The 23,141-nt window shown below is 42.7% G+C and carries 21 protein-coding genes; 10 read left to right on the forward strand and 11 right to left on the reverse strand.

All coding sequences use genetic code 11. From position 1 onward, the window contains the following. The first annotated feature begins 32 nt into the window (after positions 1-32). The gene (locus V7L05_RS07080; protein ID WP_335163119.1) at positions 33-644 is read left to right on the forward strand and encodes a DUF4360 domain-containing protein; all 612 of its coding nucleotides are present in this window, start codon (positions 33-35) and stop codon (positions 642-644) included. A 155-nt stretch (positions 645-799) separates the two neighbouring features. On the opposite strand, the gene V7L05_RS07085 is transcribed toward V7L05_RS07080, so the two are convergent. Continuing rightward, entirely contained in the window at positions 800-1,816 is a 1,017-nt protein-coding gene (locus V7L05_RS07085) for a sulfate/molybdate ABC transporter ATP-binding protein (RefSeq protein ID WP_335163121.1), read from the reverse strand. 160 nt (positions 1,817-1,976) lie between these two features. Between V7L05_RS07085 and V7L05_RS07090 the strand changes: the two genes are divergently transcribed. The 4 genes from V7L05_RS07090 to chlP all read left to right on the forward strand — a co-directional run bounded on the left by V7L05_RS07090 (position 1,977) and on the right by chlP (position 4,797). After that, positions 1,977-2,273: a hypothetical protein gene (locus V7L05_RS07090; RefSeq protein ID WP_335163123.1), complete on the forward strand. Its 297-nt coding sequence runs from the start codon at positions 1,977-1,979 to the stop codon at positions 2,271-2,273. 366 nt (positions 2,274-2,639) lie between these two features. After that, entirely contained in the window at positions 2,640-2,900 is a 261-nt protein-coding gene (locus tag V7L05_RS07095) for a hypothetical protein (RefSeq protein WP_335163125.1), read from the forward strand. A 30-nt stretch (positions 2,901-2,930) separates the two neighbouring features. Further along, entirely contained in the window at positions 2,931-3,155 is a 225-nt protein-coding gene (locus V7L05_RS07100; protein WP_335163200.1) for a type II toxin-antitoxin system RelE/ParE family toxin, read from the forward strand. 421 nt (positions 3,156-3,576) lie between these two features. Continuing rightward, the gene (chlP, locus tag V7L05_RS07105) at positions 3,577-4,797 is read left to right on the forward strand and encodes a geranylgeranyl reductase (RefSeq protein ID WP_335163127.1); all 1,221 of its coding nucleotides are present in this window, start codon (positions 3,577-3,579) and stop codon (positions 4,795-4,797) included. Positions 4,798-4,890: 93 nt separating this feature from the next. Here the strand turns inward: chlP and V7L05_RS07110 are convergent, their stop codons facing one another. Continuing rightward, on the reverse strand, positions 4,891-5,547 hold the full coding sequence (locus V7L05_RS07110) for a DUF3386 domain-containing protein (protein WP_335163129.1): 657 nt from the start codon (positions 5,545-5,547) through the stop codon (positions 4,891-4,893). A 101-nt stretch (positions 5,548-5,648) separates the two neighbouring features. On the opposite strand from V7L05_RS07110, the gene V7L05_RS07115 reads away from it, so the two are divergent. Beyond that, positions 5,649-6,320, forward strand: coding sequence for a LuxR C-terminal-related transcriptional regulator (locus V7L05_RS07115; protein ID WP_335163131.1), 672 nt, complete (start codon positions 5,649-5,651; stop codon positions 6,318-6,320). A gap of 400 nt (positions 6,321-6,720) precedes the next feature. Here V7L05_RS07115 and V7L05_RS07120 read toward each other — a convergent pair whose 3' ends face one another. The 3 genes from V7L05_RS07120 to V7L05_RS07130 all read right to left on the reverse strand — a co-directional run bounded on the left by V7L05_RS07120 (position 6,721) and on the right by V7L05_RS07130 (position 9,343). After that, entirely contained in the window at positions 6,721-7,116 is a 396-nt protein-coding gene (locus V7L05_RS07120) for a hypothetical protein (protein WP_335163133.1), read from the reverse strand. A 171-nt stretch (positions 7,117-7,287) separates the two neighbouring features. Beyond that, positions 7,288-7,725, reverse strand: a complete 438-nt coding sequence (locus V7L05_RS07125) for an RrF2 family transcriptional regulator (protein ID WP_335163135.1) — start codon at positions 7,723-7,725, stop codon at positions 7,288-7,290. A 268-nt stretch (positions 7,726-7,993) separates the two neighbouring features. Then, positions 7,994-9,343, reverse strand: coding sequence for a PAS domain-containing sensor histidine kinase (locus tag V7L05_RS07130; protein WP_335163137.1), 1,350 nt, complete (start codon positions 9,341-9,343; stop codon positions 7,994-7,996). Between the two features lie 98 nt (positions 9,344-9,441). Here V7L05_RS07130 and V7L05_RS07135 point away from each other — a divergent pair, with 98 nt between their 5' ends. Further along, entirely contained in the window at positions 9,442-9,675 is a 234-nt protein-coding gene (locus V7L05_RS07135) for a hypothetical protein (RefSeq protein ID WP_335163139.1), read from the forward strand. Positions 9,676-9,776: 101 nt separating this feature from the next. On the opposite strand, the gene pgmB is transcribed toward V7L05_RS07135, so the two are convergent. Both pgmB and V7L05_RS07145 read right to left on the reverse strand, forming a co-directional pair. Further along, entirely contained in the window at positions 9,777-12,905 is a 3,129-nt protein-coding gene (pgmB, locus tag V7L05_RS07140; protein WP_335163202.1) for a beta-phosphoglucomutase, read from the reverse strand. A 258-nt stretch (positions 12,906-13,163) separates the two neighbouring features. Then, positions 13,164-15,575: a sucrose synthase gene (locus tag V7L05_RS07145; protein ID WP_335163141.1), complete on the reverse strand. Its 2,412-nt coding sequence runs from the start codon at positions 15,573-15,575 to the stop codon at positions 13,164-13,166. A gap of 213 nt (positions 15,576-15,788) precedes the next feature. Between V7L05_RS07145 and V7L05_RS07150 the strand changes: the two genes are divergently transcribed. Beyond that, the gene (locus V7L05_RS07150) at positions 15,789-15,923 is read left to right on the forward strand and encodes a hypothetical protein (RefSeq protein WP_335163143.1); all 135 of its coding nucleotides are present in this window, start codon (positions 15,789-15,791) and stop codon (positions 15,921-15,923) included. A gap of 393 nt (positions 15,924-16,316) precedes the next feature. On the opposite strand, the gene V7L05_RS07155 is transcribed toward V7L05_RS07150, so the two are convergent. Further along, positions 16,317-16,538 (reverse strand): DUF4327 family protein, encoded by a 222-nt coding sequence (locus V7L05_RS07155; RefSeq protein ID WP_335163145.1) that lies wholly within the window; start codon positions 16,536-16,538, stop codon positions 16,317-16,319. A gap of 95 nt (positions 16,539-16,633) precedes the next feature. Between V7L05_RS07155 and V7L05_RS07160 the strand changes: the two genes are divergently transcribed. Continuing rightward, on the forward strand, positions 16,634-16,762 hold the full coding sequence (locus tag V7L05_RS07160; protein ID WP_335163146.1) for a hypothetical protein: 129 nt from the start codon (positions 16,634-16,636) through the stop codon (positions 16,760-16,762). Positions 16,763-16,847: 85 nt separating this feature from the next. After that, on the forward strand, positions 16,848-18,080 hold the full coding sequence (locus V7L05_RS07165; RefSeq protein ID WP_335163147.1) for a cysteine desulfurase-like protein: 1,233 nt from the start codon (positions 16,848-16,850) through the stop codon (positions 18,078-18,080). A 358-nt stretch (positions 18,081-18,438) separates the two neighbouring features. Here the strand turns inward: V7L05_RS07165 and V7L05_RS07170 are convergent, their stop codons facing one another. The 3 genes from V7L05_RS07170 to V7L05_RS07180 form a co-directional block, all read right to left on the reverse strand. Next, positions 18,439-19,734, reverse strand: a complete 1,296-nt coding sequence (locus tag V7L05_RS07170; RefSeq protein WP_335163149.1) for a sensor histidine kinase — start codon at positions 19,732-19,734, stop codon at positions 18,439-18,441. Next, a complete protein-coding gene (locus V7L05_RS07175; protein ID WP_335163151.1) occupies positions 19,731-22,154 on the reverse strand; it encodes a hybrid sensor histidine kinase/response regulator in 2,424 nt (807 codons plus the stop codon). The genes V7L05_RS07170 and V7L05_RS07175 overlap by 4 nt, the downstream gene beginning before the upstream one ends. 712 nt (positions 22,155-22,866) lie before the next feature. Beyond that, entirely contained in the window at positions 22,867-23,040 is a 174-nt protein-coding gene (locus tag V7L05_RS07180; protein ID WP_335163153.1) for an addiction module protein, read from the reverse strand. Positions 23,041-23,141 lie beyond the last annotated feature (101 nt).

Raw genomic sequence — 23,141 nt, forward strand, 5'->3', positions numbered from 1 at the left:
ACAACAAAGCTGATAACCTCACCTTATTTGATATGAAAGTTTTAACTGCTCTTGTTTCTAGTTTGACGCTACTGAGTTTAAATATTGTGGGTTTATCTCAAGCACAGGCTCAAACACAGGGATTTCAGTTTCAACAAGTTCCACTAACTCTTTTCGGAAATGGTTGCCCGTCGGGAAATCCCCAACCAAGTTTGAAAGGAGATACTCTGTTTGTAACTTTACCTTCATTTGAGGCTGTAGCTGTATCTCCTAAGGTTGTATCCAACTCTTGCAATCTGAGAATTGGTCTTAATGTGCCTAAGGGGTACAAAGTTAAGCCCATTAACATCAGGTATGTTGGCTTTGCAAATGTGCCTAAGGGAGGCAGTGCTGACCTAAAAGTTACATTAGTGTTTCAAGGCAAAAATGTTCCAAATTCTAGTAATGATCCAAACGCAAACTTCCCGTCTGGCTTTTCAAATGGATGGTTAAAAAATGTAGCTATTACACCAGATGCAATAGACGCCTGTGCTAACCCAGTGAATTCGGTTTTCGGCATTAACACAAATTTGATAGCGCGTGCTAGAGGTGTCGCTGCGGGGCAGCAAACCAAAATTCTAATCGCTCAGGGCTATCAAATTAAGTTTACTTTTACTCGTTGTTAGTAGAGACAGATATAGCGCTGGATGTAGAAAGTTTGGACTTTGGACAAAAAAGACTTGTTCGCGGATATTCTCCGCGAACAAGTCTTTTTTGACTATAAACCCAGAATATTTAGAGATGTAGGTAAATGGTTTAGAATTTCAGGCAATACTGCTAACTAAACTGAATAAGACAGTGGGAAAGACTTCGCATCTTTTGGCTTCACATACACTCGCTGTTTCGCTTCTAACTCTAAGTCATTAAAGCGATCGCGTGTTAAATGCGCCATCACCACTTGTCCATCATCGAAAGTTAATTCCACCTGAATTTCCCAACCCAAATGTACCAATCGGCTGACTGTTGCAGGTGTAGTGGCACCGTTGGCAACCTTTTCTAAAATCACATCTTGCGGGCGCAAAAACACTTGTGGGTGTGGCGCATCAAATCCGCTACTTTGAAAAATCCTGGAGGTGCTGGGCAATATGTTCACCGGGCCGATGAAGCTCATCACAAATGCGGTGGCAGGATTATCGTAAATTTCTGATGGTGTGCCCACTTGTTCGACACGCCCTTTATTCATGACCACAACTTCATCGGAGACTTCCATTGCTTCCTCTTGGTCATGGGTGACGAAAACCGTGGTAACATGAACCTCATCATGGAGGCGGCGTAACCATGCCCGTAAGTCTTTGCGGACTTTAGCATCAAGTGCGCCGAAGGGTTCATCTAGCAATAATACTTCTGGTTCTACTGCCAGTGCCCTTGCTAATGCTACCCGTTGTCTTTGACCACCAGAAAGTTGTGATGGATAGCGATCGCCTAGTCCAGTCAATTGCACCAATTCTAGTAACTGTTCTACCCGCCCCTTAATCTTCTTTGGCTGTGCCTTCCGAATTTCTAAGCCAAAGGCAATATTTTGCTTGACAGTTAGATGCTTGAATAGGGCATAGTGTTGAAACACAAACCCAATATTTCGCTGTTGCACGCTTTGGTATGTAGCGTCCTTACCGGTAAGCAGGATTTTGCCGCTATCTGGCATTTCTAAACCTGAAATTAACCGTAGTAGCGTAGATTTACCTGATCCAGATGGACCGAGCAACGCAACTAGCGCACCACTCTTAATTTCCAGGCTGACCTGATCAACTGCCTTGAAACTCCCGAATTGTTTGGAGACGTTCTCAACTACTATGCCCACTACTGCTATACCTCTGCAACTAAATCTACAGTTCCTTGCTAGGATTACTGTGTCTTACATATACCATACATAATTATTTAGAGATGAACAAGATTTCGCTACCGCATCTGCTGCGATCGAGGAAGCTACAATGAGGAGCAAAGTGTGAGGAGCCTTCGGGTTGAAGAAATTCCCTAACCTGTTTCCCCAAGACTCGCCAAGAATCATTCAAAGATCCCGGCTTGTTCTCAAGGAAGGAAAATGGCGAGAGCTTAGATACAAACGCGAAGAACGCACCGCATCAGGAGTCTATAATTTTATTGTCACTCTAGAGGAAATAGTGTTTATTCGTAGAGCCAATGCTAGGGTTGCAGATAGAGCCATTGGTCATATAGATTTAGCAAAGGGAGAGCATGTAAAATACGCCGGTCGGCTCTACTTTTTAGGACGCAATACTGAAGAACAAAAAATATTTTGAGATTCTGCTTGAGCGAGGAGTAGCAGAAGCAAATGTTAGTGAAATAGAACTTTGGCTAAAGTATTTACTCCCGCGTCTTGCTTCCGACGTGTTATGTCCATCCTATCTGACAAATTATCAGAACACCCTCAGCAAGTACGTAAGGCTTCATACTGGTTGCCCAAATTTATACCAAAAGGTAATGATCAGGCTGCAAAATTGCTGAAAGAGCTTTTGAATAAGGAGAAACAGATGTTAGCGATCAAGGTACTATCAAACCAGAACTTAACCAAAAGCCAACATTAGAGCAAATGCTCGAAACCTTTCACCCCGAACTACATGGCGGTTAATTTCCCTCACGTCCACAAGCAAACTAGGCACTTTATCATGATTAAAGATGACATCATTAACGAACTGCAATATATTCCTGAATCCAAACTACAGGCACTATACGAACTAATTCACTATTTTAGGCTTGGGATTAATAGTGAGATGGAAAAACAATCTAGTGAGGACGAAGACTTAAAAATAGATAAAAATCTATGTCTGAATACCTTGCAGAAAATTAAGCAGGGCGATTTATCAAGTTTTAGTGAGATTGGTGATGTCAAAACATACATTCAAGACTTAAAAAATGAAATTAGTTAAAGATGATGACTATAGCCGGAAAGAACGAAAATTCTTGAAAAACGCGCTCATTTAATTGATAAATATGGAGAAGTCTTAGAAAAGTTAAAAACTAACCCATTTGACATATCACTAAAAACACACAAATTAAAAGGCGAACTCAGCGATTTTCATTCATGCAGCTTAACCTATGAATATCGAATTATTTGCGTATTTCTAATACAAGATGAAACGATTGTTTTAGTCGATATCGGTAGCCACGATGAAGTTTATTAACGCATTACTATGACTAACCAACCCGAAGCACGGACAGAAAAATCTACTTAACTTAGGCACAATAAAAATAAGTATTTTAATCATAAAAAAAGTGAAGAAAGTTTTTCAACTCGCTTCCCTCAGAATTTTTTGAACTTCTGAAATATCTCTTTCCGCAGGTAGTCCAACCACTAGAGAGCCAATTCACCCTAGATTTAGTACTAGATTTGCCAAATCTTACCCGAAGAAGTGCGGAATGTCGGTTAAACACCCAGAATTTGGTAAATTTTCCATTCCCTATTCCCCATTCCCTACTCCCCATTCGTATCGAAACATTAAGGAATATTGCATTTCAACAGAAACCTGAGGGGAAAGCGTCAAATCAGCCGAAAGACCGTGATAGTATGCTCTCGGTAAATGTGAAGATTTGGGAGAAAGACCTTTGACACTACGGGTTGCTGTTATTGGGTCAGGCCCTGCTGGTTCATCTGCCGCAGAAACGCTGGCAGCCTCTGGGATTGAAACCTACCTGTTTGAGCGGAAGCTAGACAATGCAAAGCCTTGTGGGGGTGCAATTCCCCTATGTATGGTGAGTGAATTTGATCTACCACCAGAGATTATCGATCGCCGGGTACGGAAGATGAAAATGATTTCGCCTTCCAATCGTGAGGTTGATATCAATCTGGTAAATGAAGATGAATATATAGGAATGTGCCGCCGGGAAGTGCTAGATGGGTTTTTGCGCGATCGCGCGGCAAAAGTAGGCGCAAATTTAATTAATGCTACTGTTCATAAACTTGATATACCAGGAAACAATACTGACCCTTATACCATCCATTACATTGACCACACAGAAGGTATATCACAGGGTATTGCTAAAACTCTGAAGGTAGATTTAATTATTGGGGCGGATGGGGCTAATTCCCGCGTTGCGAAAGAAATGGACGCTGGGGATTACAATTATGCGATCGCCTTCCAAGAGCGGATTCGTTTACCCGAAGACAAAATGGCGTACTATAACGACCTCGCCGAAATGTATGTCGGTGATGACGTTTCTACTGATTTCTACGCTTGGGTTTTCCCCAAATATGACCACGTAGCTGTCGGTACTGGTACAATGCACGTCAATAAAGCCAGCATCAAACAGTTACAAGCTGGTATCCGTGCCCGTGCTTCGGAAAAGTTGGCAGGCGGTAAAATCATCAAAGTCGAAGCCCATCCCATTCCTGAACATCCTCGTCCCCGTCGTGTTGTCGGTCGCATCGCTTTGGTGGGAGATGCTGCTGGTTACGTTACCAAGTCCTCTGGTGAAGGTATTTATTTTGCCGCTAAATCTGGGCGGATGTGTGCTGAAACCATTGTAGAAACATCTAACAGTGGTAGCCGTATTCCTACGGAAGATGACCTCAAGGTTTATCTGAAACGTTGGGATAAAAGATATGGACTTACTTACAAGGTGCTGGACATTTTGCAAAGCGTGTTCTATCGTTCTAATGCTACCCGCGAGGCGTTTGTCGAAATGTGCGATGACCTCGATGTGCAGCGATTGACATTCGATAGCTATCTGTATAAGACAGTTGTCCCAGCTAATCCGATCACCCAACTGAAAATTACTGCCAAAACCATTGGTAGCCTAATTCGGGGTAATGCCCTTGCACCTTAACTGAGTGTGAAATACTGGGACTTCCAACAAATAAAAGCGATCGCTCTTTAGTTGAAGGGAGCGATCGCTTTTATTTATAATCTAGAATACAGCTTAAGCAGCAACAGGTTCCAACAATCTGATATCAGAGAAGACAAATTCCTGAATAGATACTTGTCCTGCTGTCTCGGTGCGAATCTCCCGACGATTTAGGATGAAATAGTCACCAACTTTTTCATACTCATCGATAAATTCGCTTCTACCGCCCTTTTGTTCCCCAGTTTTAGGGTCATGGTACACAGAGTCATAGCGGTGAGACAGGTAGCCTTCTCCGGTGTCGTGACTGCTGAAGGTGTCAATTGTCACGAAAGTACCGTGGATTAGACGGTGAACATGGCATACTTCATTGTTGCGGACTTTGTATTTATCGCCCTCAGCCTTACCACCAATTAAAAGCTCAACCGCACCAGTTTCATCAGTTTTACCATAGCTAAACGTATTGGCGCTGTGGGTGTCTTCAAAGCTACGGCGGATACGGTGAATTGCTATTTCCCATGCTTGACCATGAATTGCTTGCTTGGCTGACTCGTCATCTACATCCAAAACTTCGGCTTTGAGATTGGCGTTGATGATAACTTTGCCTGTAAACACTTGATCATCATGCTTAAAGGTAATATTTGCGGTATAACCGGGGAAATTCTTGTCCCAAGTATAGCGGTTCTCATAAGCAGCCCGGAAAAGTTCCTGAGCAGAGAGTTGTGTAACTGTCATGTGCTTCTCCTAGTCGCTACTGTAAATTAGCGTTTTAGTTATCTTGGTATTAGCATAGAAGTAATTGTTGAGGCTTGGATAGTCCCCAACTGGGTACACTTATGGCTAATTCTCTCCACGCCGTATTTGATGCGATCGCTAATGTCAGAAATGAGCAAGAATTAAGACTAGCTCTCACAGATAAAATTGGCGAACATTTTGGCGTGCAAAATTGGGGTATTTATTTCCTCAATGAGCAGCCAACCACTGATATTGATGTTCAGGGTATTCCGGCAGTATGCTTAGAAAGCAATCCAGTCGGGCGTTACGTGGTTGAACGTCATGCTCCCGCCCATGAGCAGTTATTATTATCACCAGGAGACTGGAAGCATTTTTGCTCACGTTCCGATCATGAACACGTAATGACTGGGCCAATTGTTTGCAATGGTCGTCTTGTCGGAACGTTTAACTTAGCTCGTGACAAGGGAAATCCGGCTTTTAATGGCAACGATTTAGCTGACTTGAGCGCCTTATGCGTTCATTTGTCAGCAAAAATGGCGACTCTACGGATAAAACCAAAAACATCCAATTCACTGATAGTAAATCCTCTAACAGCGCGTGAGTTAGAAATTGCCGAGTTGGTAGCGCAGGGGTTAACGAACGCAGAAATTGGGGAAAAACTTTGGATTACGCAAAATTCCGTCAAACAAGCTTTGAAGAGGATGTTTCGGAAGTTGAAGGTTTCGGCGCGTGCGGAAATGGTCGCAAAGCTGCAAGATATACAAATTTCTTGAAGAAGAATACATTCGCCAGAATTCAGGAGTCATAATCAATACTTCGACAGGCTCAGTAACCATGAGTGGGGGCTTGTACCCAAAATTGATTAATTCAAAATTATTTCTCATCCTAATTTTGAATTTTGAATTTTGAATTCAAAAAATGGTCATACACTCTGCCCAAGATATTGAATGCGTGAAGTAGAGAAATTTGTAGGGTAGCACAGATCACTGTGCTACCCTACAAAAGACCTATATTTTATGCAACTGAGAAACGCTATAATCTGTCATCAGCAAGAGTAAGCGCGTTACCCAAGTATTAGAAGAGTTTGGTGGTTAGACACCAGCGCCCCTATTGAGACTCATTTATTGGGGAAAAGTTATTAGTACTCGCTGGCAGATGAAGATTGTAAGGCATTTAGCGTCCAATTTTGTTAGAGATATCTTTGGCTGTCTGTGCTGCATTGTCCCCTACATCACCAGCAGTTTTCTGAGCACCTTCTACGTACTTAGACCCAAATTGTTTAAAGGCTTCTGCTGACTCTTCACCAATCTTCTGAAGTCGTTTACCAGGAGAACCTTCCGTTTGACGAGCTTCTTTATTCCACTCACCTATTGTTTTTGGTCTTTGAGAATCATCTTGCTGTACCTGTTCGCGGACTCTCTCACCTAATGCTTTATCATTCTGACCATAAGTAACATTCGTCGTCAGCACTAGAAAACCAACTACGACAACAGCCAAAAAACCTTTTATCTGAAGTCCTTTAAGCAGAGAACTGATGTTACCAATCGTCCTAGAAATCAAATTTATCATGCCAATTAGCTTGTTTTTTTGAGTACAAATAAAGATTAACTATAAAAAGATAATTATCCTTCTAACAAAAGGCATATCTCAGTTATGAAAAAGAAAGACTTTTTAAATCGGGATAAGCTGTTACATCTGTAATTTTCCAGAGCATTACAGAATTCCCAATGGTTTGTGACCCTAAATGTAATACATCAGTTCCTTCTGTTTTCGGATTGCTCTTCGATCGCAAAGGTCTTGGAGTGTATATTTTTCCAAAACCGAGTTAGCCGCCTGACGTGCTTCCTGCCAGACTTCCTGAATTAACTCACCTTCTACCGTGTTAGGAGTCGGCTCACAAGTAGAGACAACAATATCTGACCCTTCCATGCAGCTAAAAGCATCTAATACTGTAATCTTCTGGGGATCTCGTGCCAGAACATAGCCACCTTTGGCTCCGCGTATACTCTTAATTAAACCTCCACGCCTTAATGTTGCCAGGAGTTGTTCCAAATAGCGGTTCGGGATGTCTTGCAATACCGCTATCTCTCGAATTTGCAGGGCTTCACCCTTAGGGTAGCAGCTTGCCAACTCTAACAGGGCTAGAAGTGCGTATTCTGATTTGTTAGAGATTACCACAGTCGTAATATTTTAACTCACACTTAAAGATACAAAGTCTTTGAATTCGTTTTCCTAAGCTACTGTTAAGAAAAACTTTACAATCAACTTATTGTTGACCGATTAACCATAGTTTAAAGACCTTATAGCATAAAAGCAATTATATTTTGTTTTTAATTCCATAAATAAAAATTATTGATTATTTCCGAGTTTATTGTTCTGACTCCTGAATTCTTCTTCAACTTTTGAATATCGAATTGGATCGCAGCAAAATTCTGAGTGCAAGTTGCTATACATGCAAATTTATCGAAAATGGCAAAATGACTGTAAAGGTAGTTCCCGCGCCGATCGCACTTTCGACAATAATCTCGCCACCATGTAAATCCACAGCCTGCTTGACGATGGACATCCCCAATCCCATTCCTGGGATATTGCTGGCATTACTGGCGCGATGGAAGGGTTCAAAAATGTGTTCAATGTCAGAAGGGGGAATGCCAATACCAGAGTCTTGAGTCTGGAATATAGCTTGATCGTTGGCAGTGGTGACAGAAAACTTAACTGTGCTACCAATGGGAGAGTATTTTAGACAATTCGAGAATAAATTACTTAAAATTTGCCGCAGTAGTTTAGCGTCTAAGTTAGCTGATGTGCATTGGCACTCGCCGCTAAAAGCGATCGCATGTTGTGAGCGATCGCTCTGTTGTAATTCTTCTAAGAGATCGTGGCAAAATTCCACCAAGTTCAGGGGTGTTGGATTTAACTCTAACTTGCCTGTTTCATTCTGACTCAGCACCAATACATCATTCAACAATTGAGTCATGTGCATAACTGATGTTTGAATCCGACGCAGGTGGGTCTGTTGTCGTTCTTCGCTCCAGAGATGGCGATAATGTTCTAGTAGTTCCGCAGAAGAGTGGATGGTTGCCAAAGGGGTGCGAAACTCATGGGAGGTGATGGTGAGCAAGCGGGATTTAAGTTCACTAAACTGCCTTTCTTTGGCAAGCGCTTGTCGCATCGCCTCTTCTGCACATTGCAGCTTGGCTTGGGTTCGCTTGCTTTCGCTAATGTCCCGGAATAGCCAGCGCAGACCGACTAACTTACTATATTGATTACGGATAGCAACCATCTTAACGGCAGCAATAATGGGCATTCTGTTACGTGGTCGCAGGTTCAGTTCCCACTCTTGGATTTTCCAGTTTGGGATTTCGGTGCGATCGCGCAGATGAGTCAGTTTCAGATGAAAATCAATCAGCTCTTTCTCAAGCACATAAATCTCCAGGAATTCGCCCAAAAGGAAACTCTTGGAAATGTTTAGTAGGGTAGTGGCGGCAGAATTAGCTTCCTGGATTACCCCTTTGGTATCAGTTACCAAATAAGCGTCTGGTACTTCTTCAAACAGTTCTTGGTAGCGTTGACGTTGTGCCACCAAATCCTGTTGAGCGTTGAATAATTCTTCATTCTGCTGCTCTAGGTCTTCATTAGCTATTTGCAGTTCTTCCAAAGCTAGGTGGATTTCTTGGAATACTTCGGTGAGGAGTTCAATATCTTTCTGTGCTTTTTGCTGTTCACTCTGGCGTTGCAAAAGGGCGACGCGCTTATGCATATTCTCTAACTGTAAGGCTAAATCGTCCACATTCACGCTCTTACTCCTAATAAAGTTGGGTTCTATTTGAAATTCCCTACTTGGACGATCTTAGCTTTTGGAGTTCATCAGTTTTGAACCTCGCATGACTCTTAATGTCACCTGACTCTCTCCTTTTAGGAGCTACGGTGTACACAAAAGTCAATGGCATTGCATCGGCTGACAATGGCATTGTATCGGCTGACAATGGCATTGTATCGGCTGACAATGGCATTGCATCGGCTGACAATGGCATTGTATCGACTGACAATGGCATTGTATCGGCTGACAATGGTATTGTATCGACTGACAATGGCATTATTACACATAAGTCGAATTACCCCCCTTAATCCCCTCGATATATTGGGGGGAAACAAGAAATAGAAGTGAGGTTTTCTAGATACCGTGAAAAGTCAGTTAGGCATGGAGATGCGAATACAGTCGTGGTACTTCACTGGTTTTGTCTGGGAATTTTGCTTAATTTGGCGGTTAAATCTGCCCATTTGACACCTTCTAGACTGGGCAAAACAACATGAGCTGCTCCAACTCGTTCAGCCGGGCCGAGTCCTACTGCCCACATACCAGCAGCTAGAGCCGCGTCAACACCTGCTGCGGCATCTTCTACAACTACAGATTGCCCTGGTTCAATTCCTAGTTGCTTGGCTGCATACAGAAATAGGTCGGGTGCTGGCTTGGGTTGCTCTACACTGTAACCGTCAGCGATCGCATCTACTTTGTCACCAATGCCCAATCGCTCGATCACTGTCTGGGCATTTTTGCTAGCTGAACCAATACCGATCTTAATTCCAGCTTGCCGCAGTTCATCCAAGAGAGCGATCGCACCTGGTAACAAATCCTTGGCTGTCATGTTTTGCAGCAATTCCACATAATAGCGATTTTTCCGCTCCATCATCTCCTGGATTTGAGCTTCCGAATACGGTCTATCCCCAAGAATCAGCATCAGGGAAGCACGACGGGATACACCCCGCAGCGCGTCGTTAGCCTCCCGATTAAATGGTATACCCTCTTCATCTGCTAGCTTTTTCCAAGCTAGATAGTGAAGTTCTGCTGTATCTGTCAGCACACCATCTAGGTCGAAGATGACTCCTTGGATGTGGGGAGTGGGGAAGGTGGGGTCACTTCTGGGGATAAGGGGTAATGGGGAGTGGGGAGTGGGGGAAGATGAGGGGGATAAGGAAGAATAAGTACTAACTCCTGTCTGCTGTCTTCTGTCTCCTGTCTGCTGTCTTCTGTCTCCTGCCTGCTGCCTGCTGTCTCCTGTGTGCTGCCTCCTATCTCCTACCTGCTGCCTCCTATCTCCTACCTGCTGCCTCCTGTCTCCTACCTGCTGCCTCCTGTCTCCTATTTCCTTGGCAACTTGTTTTTCATGCAGATCGAAGTCGTGCCATTTGCCGCGCCAGTGGAGTTTAAACTTTAGGCGCGTCCAGCCCGGTGGTAGGTGGGGGTTGGCTACCGGGGCATTTTCGGTTAGTTGGATGCCGCCGAAGCCAAAAATTACAGCTTGCCAAATGCCACCAGCACTAGCGCCGTGAATTCCATCGCTGGTGTTACCTCGGTTATCATCAAGATCCACCATTAACGCCCGCATAAACAGTTCGTAAGCTTCGGTTGATTTACCTAAATCTGAAGCTAAAATGGCTTCAACTGCTGGGCCAAGGGATGAACCATAGGTAATATCAGTGCGGGGTGCGTAGTAGTCCCAGTTTGTCTCTAATGCTTTTTCGTTGTAGGGAAAATCTGCTGATTCTCGCATTAAATATAGGAGCATTAATACATCTGGCTGCTTGAGTACTTGACATTTGTTGGTTTTCTCAATACCCAAGAGCGGCTGCATGGAGCGATCGCGTGGTTCATAGTCTGCTAAGTTAATATCTTCTAATTGGAAAAATCTCTCGAACTGCTCGATTAGTTCTGTTGATGGGTCATAGAAAAACAACATTTTAGCGATGATATCTTGCCAGTGCGTTCGCTCCTCTGAGGTGAGCTTTAGTTTCTCTTCTAGTTCGGTGACTCGTTCGGGGAAATTGTCAGCCAACCAATCATAGACAGCGATCGCTTTCTCTAAATGCCATTGCGCCATGCGGTTTGTAAAAGCGTTGTTATGGACGAATTCATGGTATTCATCCGCTCCAATCACTCCCCGAATTTCATACCGTTCGCGCTCAGAATTGAATTCGACCCGGCTACCCCAAAAGATAGCAGCATCCAAGATCACCTCTGCGCCGCGCTTTTGCATCCAGTCATCATCACCAGTGGCTTGCCAGTAATTCCAAATGGCGTAGGGGATATCTGCATTGATATGGATTTCCTGATCGCGGCACCAAATCCGCACGTCTTCACCATAAAAATCACTACCGATAGCCCAACGTGGTGTCACTTCATCTCCGGTAACAGCACTTTCCCAGGCAAACATTGCTCCTTTATAGCCGTAATGGGCTGCCTTGCGTCTAGCTCCATTCAAAGTGTGCCAACGGTAAGTGAGTAGGTTACGGGCGATCGCTGGTTGGGTAAACAGAAACAGGGGCTGCATAAAAATTTCTGTATCCCAAAAGACATGACCGCGATAGCCAAACCCCGAAAGAGTTTTCGCCGGAATGCTCACCCTGTCATCATGCTGTGGAGCAGCAATCAGCAGCTGAAACAGATTATAACGAACAGCAAAAGCAGCTGTGCTATCCCCTTCGATGAGGATATCACTTTGCTGCCAAACCTCATGCCATGCCTGTTCATTGGCTTTTAGTAATGTTGCGTAGTCTGGCAAGTCCGCGAGTTTTTCTTGAGCTGCTGTAACTGGTGTTTCAATCTCCCGCGAGGTAAAAACCGTCACAACTTTTTCGACAGTTACGGTCTGTTGCGCTTTCGCCAAGAACGTTGTACTTAAGCTCGGATAACCAGGTGCGGTATTGACTTGCAATGATGCTTCAGTGCCTAATATTCTCACCTTAGCTGCCATACCGAGTTCAATTCGGGAACTACGGGTAGAGCGTTGCAACCAGATTCCTTGGTCAGTCTTGCCCTGATCTAGTCCTTCCCAGTGATTGAAACCCTGATTTTCTGGATAGCCGTTGATACTAGCTTGAACTTCGATTAACCCATCAAAATCTACTGGCGTTAAATGGCAGCGTAGCGCCAACACATGGGGATCTGCAAGACTAGCAAAGCGTTCAAAGCTGATGTCTATGGTCTTTCCACTGGGAGAGCGCCAACGCAATGCGCGGCTGAGAAGTCCGTAGCGTAAATCAAGCTGGCGATCGTAGCCCAATATCTCACCTTGATCGAGACGGAAGCGATCGCCATTCACAATTACTATCAAGGGTAGCCAGTCAGGACAATTTACCAGTTCAGTGTACACCACCGGCACATCATCATAGACACCGTGGATAAAAGTAGCTGACGATCCATGAGGATAACCTTCCTCAAAACTGCCCCTTGTTCCCAGGTATCCATTGCCGATTGTAAAAACGGTTTCTTTGGAGTGCAATTGCTCAGGGTCAAACTGGGTTTCGATTAATATCCAGTCTGTGTAGATAAAATGGCGGGAACGACCTTTTGTGTCCATAAATTGGGATTGGAGAATGGGGCATTGGGCATTGGGCATTGGGCACTTTGAGCTAGATGATGAGTCTTTGAACTTCGTTAATGAGTCTTTGAGCTAGATAAACGGAGTTCCGAGGTGGATAAACGAGTATCAAAGGTGGATGAATGGAGTTCCGAGGTGGATAAACGAGTATCAAAGGTGGATGAACGAGTATCAAAGGTGGATGAACGAGTCTCTAATTTTCCTTATCCTCCTCATCTTCCCCCACTCCCCACTCCCTCACCCTCCCTTATGCTTTTCCAAAATCTTTTCGGCTCTGGGTTTATAAATGAGATGAAATAAGGCTTCCATATACCGATCTCTGGCTTCGTTATTTTCGGGAGCAACAAAGTTCCAAAAACTAAACATTTTAGCAAGTAATAGTAATTGATTGCTATGTAAATGCCAATTATATTTGTGATGAATTCGCTGACTCATCCATTCTGATACATCCTGCCAGTGTTCAGCATGAGTATTGCATTGGTCAAGGAAGTCTAAAATTTTATTTGCTGTGCCTTCTAAGTCCGTAGGATTAACATTAAACTCGTTTTCTTGGTTCTCGATAATTTCTAAAGAGCCGCCAAATTGAGTAGCGAAAGTAGGCAAGCCAGAAATCATTGCTTCCAAAATACTCCGTGCGAAGGATTCAAAGCGGGCAAAATGGACATAAATTCCCTGAGAATCTGCAACTACTCGGTAGGCTTCGCCGAGTTCATTGCTGGGAATACGCATCCCCACCCAGCGAATCTTGCCATTGAGATGATATTGATCAATAATGTCGTAGAGTTTTTGAATTTCTTCTGCTTCGTCTCGGTTTATTGCTTCATGTGGATGCCGTTTACTACTTAAGAGGATTAGGTTACAACGCTCTTGCAACGCTTGGCTTTTACCAAAGCATTCAGCTAAACCACTGAGATTGTTGATTGAAGTGATGGTATCAACAACAAAGATTGGTCGCTTGTTAGGGCAATCTAATTTACCAAAGATTTGGGGGTCTTCGCGGCTAAATAGTAGTTCGTGAACTTGTGTGCGAAGGTTAGAATCTCGGTCTTCTTTTTGGCTATAGGGAAAGAAAATATTCTCATTGACTCCCGGCGGCACTAAGTTGAATTTAGGACTAAACAAATCAATCCCATCAACCACATGATACAAATGCGGCATCGTAAAGCACTTATACGACTCGTATTGACCCATGGTGTCTGGTGTGCCGACAATTTCTTGATAGGACGATGTGATGATGAAGTCGGCTGCATTCATGCTAATCAAATCAGCGGTGAATTGTACTGAGAAATGATATTCATCTTCTAAATCTTGCCAATATAAATTGCTAAATAGATATTTAGGTTTTTCCAAAGAATGGGCAATGTTGCACTGAGTAACTTTCATCCGGCGAGATAGGATAAAGGCGACTAAATTCCCATCGCTGTAATTGCCGACGATCAGATTAGGTTTGCTTTGGAATTGAGCTAGTAATTCTCTTTCTGCATCTAAAGCAAATTGTTCTAAATAAGGCCAAATCTCAAATTTAGAAATCCAATTGTTAGTAACTTCCGAATTGAATTCACCAAAAGGAACCCGCAATATCCAAGCATTTTCAGTATCTAGAACTTTTTCTAAGCGCAGGTTGCACAATGTCCCTTCACAGTTAGGGATTAGCCGAGTCAGAATAATTACATGGGGTTTAATGCCCAGCTGGTCAAGACCAGCGAGTTTGATTTGTTCACGCAGTTCGTTTTCTAAGCTGCGAGCTTCTTCGAGGACGTAGATAACTTGACCGAGTGTTTCATTTCTTCCCAAAACATCTTCCTGTCCCACCCAACCGTGGATGGAAACGAGGACGACGCGAAAGACAACGGGAATGCGGCTGACAAATGCTTCTAAGATGCCAGGTTCTGGGGAATAAATGAGTCGGTCGAGGAGTTCTAGGGTTTCGGAGACTCGCGCCGCAGTGTTACCCCAACCCGGCTCAAAGCCTAGTTCTTGCAAGTCAAAGCTAAATTTTTGATATGGTTCATCAGGCTCAAGCTGACTGAGGAATTTGAGCGCTTCCTTAATTTGTTTGGCTAACTGAACACCAGAGGGAATGCGATCGCTAAACAACAGGCGAATTCCATCGTATTCCAGCCTATGTAATGCTTGAAATAATTTTTCTAACCAATATTCGGGGTCAGTCAACAATTTATTGCACAGGTAACGGTTGAGGAAGGCTAAACCTTGACCGATATTTCTGGCGTCGTCGATTCTTAGGGAACTCTCATAGAAGGGGTGGAGGTCAATTTCGAGGATCTGAGGTTGATAGCGGTTGACTAGGCGATCTCTCACATCTAGCAGCGCTTGAGGCGTTATCTGCTCGAACCTACTAAAGTCGGCTGTCAGTTGCCAAGCTTGTTGGTTAGCAATTTTAGGTCGAACCACGAACCAAATACTTTCCTCTTCAAGAATTATTTCGTGGGTGTAATATATCAGTTTGCCAACAGAAGAAGAGTGGTAAAAATAGGCTGCTTTTTGGGATTGATCGCAGTAATCGGCAAAAGCTTGCAAAATCTCATTTCTCAGGAAGTAATGCTTACCTGAAGCACTCAACGCATAAATCAACTGACGTAGATCAGCTTTTTCATCACCGTTGAAGACAGCTTGAACTAGTTCATACATGATGACGAATTCCAGAAATTTAGCTAGGTGACGACCTCACTTTTATTTCCAGTCTCCAGTTCTGTGAGGTACATTCCCCCCGCAATGGTAAATTACTATAACAATGTTCGTGTCTACCTCTGGGATGAAAGGCTGTGAGAACTTCAAATCTATGGGATGAGGGAGCAGAGGAGCAAAGATTGACAATAGTCTTACACCAGAAGGTAGTAATTAATGAGTATCAATCTGACTGAAAAAGCAGCTTATACTGCAATGTACGCCTTCTTAGTTAAAGTGTATGAAAGAACCCAATCAAAAAGCAGTACAGCAAAATTTCAGCGATCGCTAACTTCTCATCAATTTTCCTAACCATATTCATCAGCCGGATTAGCCAGAACTTCGGAGAGACAAGGGAAAAAAAATTGTCACCCAAAACAAAAACCTCACCCTGTCCTAACAGACATCTCTCTCCTTGATAAGGAGAGGGACAGGTTTTGCGTAGCAGAACCTTTCTTGAGGTTTCTTTCGGCATTCGATAAACTATGTGTACACCGTAGCCTCTTTAATACAGAAGTATTGCTACGCTAGCGGTGGTTCTCTCCTCTTTTCAAGCATCTAACGCATCCATCAAGATTTATTGCTTTAATAATCTCTTGTTTATAACCCCCGACTTAATTTGAGGGTTTTTATTGCTAAAAAATTAAGTTGTAATTTTGATTTGATTGGGATGCTGCTAATCAGGTTCAGCTTCTAAATGCAGCCTCAATCGTCTTGCCACGATTCCTGATTCAGTAGGTCGATAATTCTATCTCTGAGTAGAAATTCGTTTTTTTCTAATTCAAGCTCAAAATTAACCCGGTCGCAATCAGGAATATATTTACAGAGGGTATAAATTGGCTGCTGACGGTTAACAAGTCTCTTTTTAACAAGTTGAAGTGCTTCTTCCTTGATAACCTCAATGTCGTATTTAACCGTAGTGTTCATAGCTGGTTCCTTTGTTTTCAATCAAGGAATTAAGAATGCAAACAATAGTTGCTTTGACTCTCCCTTAAACTTATCAAATAAAATTGGGAAGAATTGTGAAGAATCAAGACATTAACCGTTGGTGGAAGTTAGATATGTCATTAAGCTACTCTTTGAGTGTCCAAATATACACCCCCTTTAGAGAGATTCTTGCAGAATCAGAAAGCTGGCACAACAAGCTGTAAACACCAAAAGAGGATTTAGATGCTCTCTGGGCGACTTGCCAAAAGGTAAACTAAGGTAAAGAACATTCTCTAGAAAACTTATACTATGCTCCTGAATCTTGATAAAGTTCGTCAATATTTTCCTGCCCTAGCTGGTGAATGGACTTTTTTTGATAACGCTGGCGGGTCACAAACCCTGAAAAAAGTAGTAGATAGAATTAGCGAATATCTCCTAAGTTCTGATGTTCAGTTGGGAGCTTCTTATGCAGTTTCTGAACTTGCAGGAGAAAGATTGGCTCTAGCAACTAAGGGAATGGCTACTTTCATAAATGCCAATTCTTTTAAAGAAGTAGTTATGGGTCCATCTACTACACTGATGTTGAAAGTTCTCTCAATTTGTCTGGGTCAAACCTTCACACCTGGTGATGAAATTATTGTTACTAATTGTGACCATGAGGCCAATATTGGTGCTTGGGTCGCTCTTGAAAAACAAGGTATGAAGGTTAAAGTCTGGCAAATTCGCCCAGATACCTTGGAACTTCATTTAGCAGATTTAGAACCATTGATGAGTCAGCGCACCAAACTAGTAGCCTTGACTCATGCTTCTAATGTTTTGGGAACCATCAACCCGATCAAAGAAATTGCTGCATTTGTACACGATCGCGGCGCGATGATTTGTGTGGATGGTGTAGCTTATGCACCCCACAGATTAGTTGATGTGCAAGATTTAGATGTTGATTTCTATACTTTGAGTTGCTATAAAGTCTATGGGCCACATCATGCCTTACTTTATGGTAAAGAAGAACATTTATTAAGATTGCCTGGTCTGAACCATTATTTTATTGAACAGACAGATATACCTTATAAATTTCAGTTAGGGAATGTCAATTTTGAATTAAGCTATGGAATGTTGGGTTTATGTGATTATCTCAGTGAGTTAGCACAATTGCACTACGGTAATGAAACTGCACCTGATTTGAGAAATCAAATGGTGCAGGCGTTTGATTTAATTAGCATACATGAAGAAAAGATTAGCGATCGCCTCCTAAATTATCTCAATAGCAAATCTAATGTACGAGTGATTGGTAAATCAAAAGCTGACCGTCAATCCCGTGTGCCAACTATATCTTTTGTGGTAGATGGAATAAATAGCTCAACCATTCCGGCAAAAATTGACCAACATTATATTGGGATTCGCTACGGGGACTTTTATGCTAAACGGCTGATTGAATATCTGGGGTTAGCATCGCAAGGTGGAATAGTCCGGGTGAGTATGGTGCATTACAACACTCTTGAGGAAGTTAACAGCCTAATTGAGGGTTTTGAGCAGATATTTTAAGACTGGGCATTAAGTATCAACAAATAATTTAATCCCCAGTCCCCAATCCCCATTACTCGTTAACAAGCCTGACTTTTCACGGCTACAATCAACTTAAGAACCAAAGGTTCGCTTCATTTTTGAAAGAAGCTTCGAGATGGACTCCCCGTGAATAATAGAACCATGCATTGTTGCAAGGTACTTAATGGGTAGCTTCTCTATTGCCTCCAGGGCAAACCCATCAAAATTGGCGACAAAGATTGAGGTATAATAACATACTTCAATCAGTCGCGGGTCCCAATCCCCGACTGATTGATTCTGACGCCTCGGCGGAGCAATCCCAAGCTCCGCTTCTGAATTCTGAATTCTGAATTCTTCTTCAACGGATAGGTAATTCAATCACAAACTCTGTGCCGTCACTTTCTGTTGAATGAAAAGTTAACTTGCCGCGATGATTGTTAACTACAATTTGGTAAGCAATAGATAAACCTAGTCCTGTTCCTTTCCCGATGCTTTTTGTGGTGTAGAAAGCATCGAATATTTTTGTCCGGTCTGCTTCACTGATTCCTGAGCCATTGTCGGCAATTCGGAGAATAACTCGTTCTCCAATTGACTCAGTTTGAATCCGAATCACACCAGGATATTTGGAGATTTCCTCAAAGTCTTGATTTTTTTGGATTTCTTCAATTGCATCGAGCGCATTGCAAATCAAATTCATAAAGACCTGATTTATTTCGCCTGGATAGCACTGAATAGGTGGCAATTCTCCATATTCTTTGATTAGTTGGATTGTCGGACGATGAGCATTTGCTTTGAGTCGATGACTGAGAATGAGTAGCGTGCTTTCTAGACCTTCATGCAGGTTAGTTAGTTTATTGCCTGCTTCTCTGTGGCGAGAGAAGTTATTCAAGGATGACACAATTTCTATAACACGATCTGTACCAACTTGCATGGATTGAATAATTTTAGATAAATCATTTAACAAAAAGCTGATATCTTTTATTTTAATAGCATTTTTAATTTCCACAGGTGGGTCGGGCAGATATTTTTGATATAGCTTGAGTAAATCAACAACTTCCTGAACATACTCTTCTACAAAATTTAAGTTGCCAGCTATAAAATTGATCGGATTATTCACCTCATGGGCAATTCCTGCTGTCAGATGTCCTAAGGTTGCTATCTTTTCTGCTTGGATCAGTTGGGTTTGAGCCTGTTGTAATTCGGCGTTTTTGGCAATCAAGGTTTTGGTCAAATTTCTCAGCTTCAGTTGTTGCTCTATTCGCACGAAGACCTCTTCATACTGAAAAGGTTTGGTAATGTAGTCTACGGCTCCCAATTGCAATCCTTTAACTTTATCAGCAGTATCTGAAAGAGCAGTCATAAAAATAATTGGAATATCTTGGATACGAGGATCGCTTTTTAGGTGTTTACAAGTTTCAAACCCATCCATGCCCGGCATCATCACATCAAGCAAAATTAAATCAGGTAAATGATCGGTGTCTAATTTTTGAATGGCTTTTTTACCACTACGAGTCGCCCAAACTTCAAAGTTAGACTGATCCAAAAAGCTCGATAAAACTTCTAAGTTGGCAAGGTTATCGTCAACCACTAAAATAATTCCTCTGGCAGGATCGCAATTCAGAGAGTTTTTTTGGTTGCCTATTGTCGCGCTCATGCTGTTTTTACCTGATATTGAGTCAAGAAGTTGAGGATTAAATCTTCATCAAACTGCCTCGCTAGTTGGCGCAATTGGTTAGCAAAGGGAGCGAGGTTTGTGTCTGTTTGCTCTAGTTGATCGGCTAATTTGAGGATGGCATTGAAGTTACCTTTACTGGCTAAGGTCAGCAGTTCTTGCAATACATCGGGGGCAGGAGGAGTCAATTTATCTGATGGGCGATCGCTTGTTATAGCCAAAGAGTTGATTTCAGACTCAGATTGCTGGTAAATCCACGCCAAACCTAAGTTAAACTCTAATTGATGCAGTAATTCATCTACTTGTACAGGTTTATTTAAAAAGGTGTCACCTCCTGCTTCTAGACTGCGATTTTGGTCAGTTTCAAAGACACTAGCGGAAGAAACGATAATCTTGACATCTGCAATATCTGGGGTATGACGCAGGTGTTGAATCAATTCAAACCCATCCATTTCTGGCATGAATAAATCTGTAATCATCAGGTCTGGTTTCAGAGCGATCGCTTTTTCTAAACCTTCTTTACCGTTGATAGCTTCAACCACATTAAAACCCAGTGGTTGCAGTAAGTTTGTAATTACTGTGCGATTCTCCCAGCGATCGTCTACCATCAGAATGGTGCGCGGCCTACCTTCAAAGCCAATGATTTGTCTCTTTGATGCAGCCATCGCAGACTGCACCCATTGACTTGCTTCGGCGATCGCTATTTCAAACCAGAAAGTACTACCCTGACCGATCTGACTCTTAAGATGGATATCGCTACCCATCATCTGTACCAACTGCCGAGTAATAGCTAAACCCAGCCCCGTCCCTTCGGTCTGACGCTTTTTCTCTCCTACTTGTTCAAATGGTAAAAAAATCTTGCCCAACTCGGCTGGAGTTATCCCAATTCCCGTATCTTCTACACTCAAGCGAATGCGATATTTCACCGTCTCCCCATCAGCAGGAAGTTGATCGATTACCTCAACCTTGAAAGTAACTTTACCCTCATCTGTAAATTTGATCGCGTTCCCCAGCAGATTCAAGAGAACTTGACGTAATCTTTTGGCATCGACATGAACCCCAGTCGGTAAATTGATCGCGGATTCATAGACAAACAAAATGCCTTTTTGTTCTGCCCGAATCTGGCAAATTTCCGCGATTCCCTGTAAAAAAGACGGGAAATGCAGATCATGAGGATACAGTTCCAGTTTTCGCGCTTCAATTTTAGAAAGATCCAAAATGTCATTGATTAAAGTCAGCAGATGAGAGCCACACTGTTCAATGATGTTTACATGATATTGCTGTGGCTCTGGCAAATCTTGGGAACGCAGCAAAATTTGAGCGCAACCTAAAATACCATTCAAGGGCGTTCGCAGTTCATGGCTCATGTTAGCTAAAAATTCGCTTTTAGCATGGTTTGCGGTATCAGCAGCCGCTTTGGACTTTTTCAGTTGAGCCTGTTCAAACGCTTGCACTCTCCATAAGACAGTGATCATCATCACTGTTAGTCCGCCCAGAATTAGGGCAATAAAATCGAGGAATTGTAGTCGAGATTCAATATTTTGGCGCGGAATCACCAGAGCTACAGACCAATTAGCTTCTTGCAACGGTACATAGGCAACATACTTTTTGGTGCCGTCAATTTCCATCAACTGAATTCCCTGTTGTTTATTTACCATCTGCTGCGCGATCGCATTTAAATTGCGATCGGGAATTTTCAGCAGGCTGGGTGCAGGTTTTTCTAAGGTTGACATTAACGTTGAGTTGGGATGGACGATCGCTTCTCCTTGGGAATTTAAAGCAAATGCATAGCTGTTTTCGCCGTAGCGCAGCGAGTTGACAACTTCAACAATATGATCGACTTTAACGTTGCCGTTGAAGACACCAATTGGTGAACGACTTTGAGAAGGATTTGACCAAATTGGGGTGGCGATCGCAATTAAATGAATGCCTGTGGAACGGCTGATGAAGGGATCGGAAATGTTACTTTTTCCGGCTAGTGCTTTTTGAAAGTAGTTTCGATCCTTAATATTCTTATTTGACCGACCAACCATAGTATTAAAATACGAGCCATCTGGGGTAGCTATTTGGAAAACGAAAAATTCATTGATCCGGTCAACTTCTGACTTTAAATAGGGTTCTGTTACAGACCAGTCTAAGGAGCGTACAGTTGAAGTCTGAGCAAGGGTTTGCACCTCCACTTTCCGAACATGTAACCACTCCTCAATTTCATCAACCCCTCTTTTTACTTCTAAAAAAGCTCTTCCTCTCAACTCTTCTAGCGTTATTTTCCGAGCAGCTTGATAGCTAAAATAAGCAGAAATACTCACAATAAGAGTAGTACCGCCGACAAGAAATCGGATCAGCAAACTGTGCGAGGAATGAATTTTGGCATCAGATGGGCTGGAGTTGGCTCTTATCAAATATTCCTTCCTTAAACAATTGGTTCGCTAACTAGAAAAAAGGACTATACTTAGATTGCCCAAAAAATCATTGATAATCGCAGCCTTGACTGTTACCCATCACAAAATAAACAATATTAGGACTTACGCAAAACCACACGCTGTAGGGGCAATTTATGAATTGCCCCTACCTGAAAATAAGGGTTTCGGCTATTGTTTGCGTAAGTCCTGAATATATTTATATAGGAATCAGATTTGATTTTTGAAAAAAACCTACGATAAAATACGTAGAAAGAAATCTGTCTAACAACGAACAATTCAAAATTGTTCGCGCCGCGTCTCGTAGAGAAGGCGTCTTCAACCCTTTGATTTCCAATGATAGGATTTACGGTTTATCGAATAGCCCAAAGAAACCTCACCCTGGTTCTGCTACGCAAAACCTGTCCCTCTCCTTGGTAAGGAGAGGGATGTCCGTTAGGACTCTTTGAGGTTTTTGTTTTGGGTCATTCGATGACTTGTGTGTACACCGTAGCCTTAGAGGTTGTTTGAAAAGTTTTTCGCTGTGACTTTAGGCACTTTTAGATCCCCCCTAACCCACGCCAGGTGCAACAAGAGTGGCTCGCCGCCCAACGCACTGGCTCCCCTTAAAAAAGGGGGAACCGGAATCAAAGTCTCCCTTTTTATCGGGAGATTTAGAGGGATCTAAAACTTTTGATACCGACAACAGGACTTTTCAAACAACTTCTAAAACTTCCTCTCCAGGAATGGTAGAAACTGCACCGCTTCGGACTTCATCTCTACGCTTCTTGGCTTCATCTGTCCACAGCATTTGAAGTATTTCGTCTACATCAAACTCAAGACTTTCAACCAGCTTTTCTGCCAACAATACTCTCGCTGCACTGGGCAAAGCTAAGGCTTCTTCCCCACTCCCTACTCCCTACTCCCTACTCCCTGTCTACGCAAATAATTATGGCTACGCCACCCTGCGCGAACAAAAATCAAAGCAGA

It is taken from the genome of Nostoc sp., assembly GCF_036917755.1.
Lineage (GTDB): Bacteria > Cyanobacteriota > Cyanobacteriia > Cyanobacteriales > Nostocaceae > Nostoc.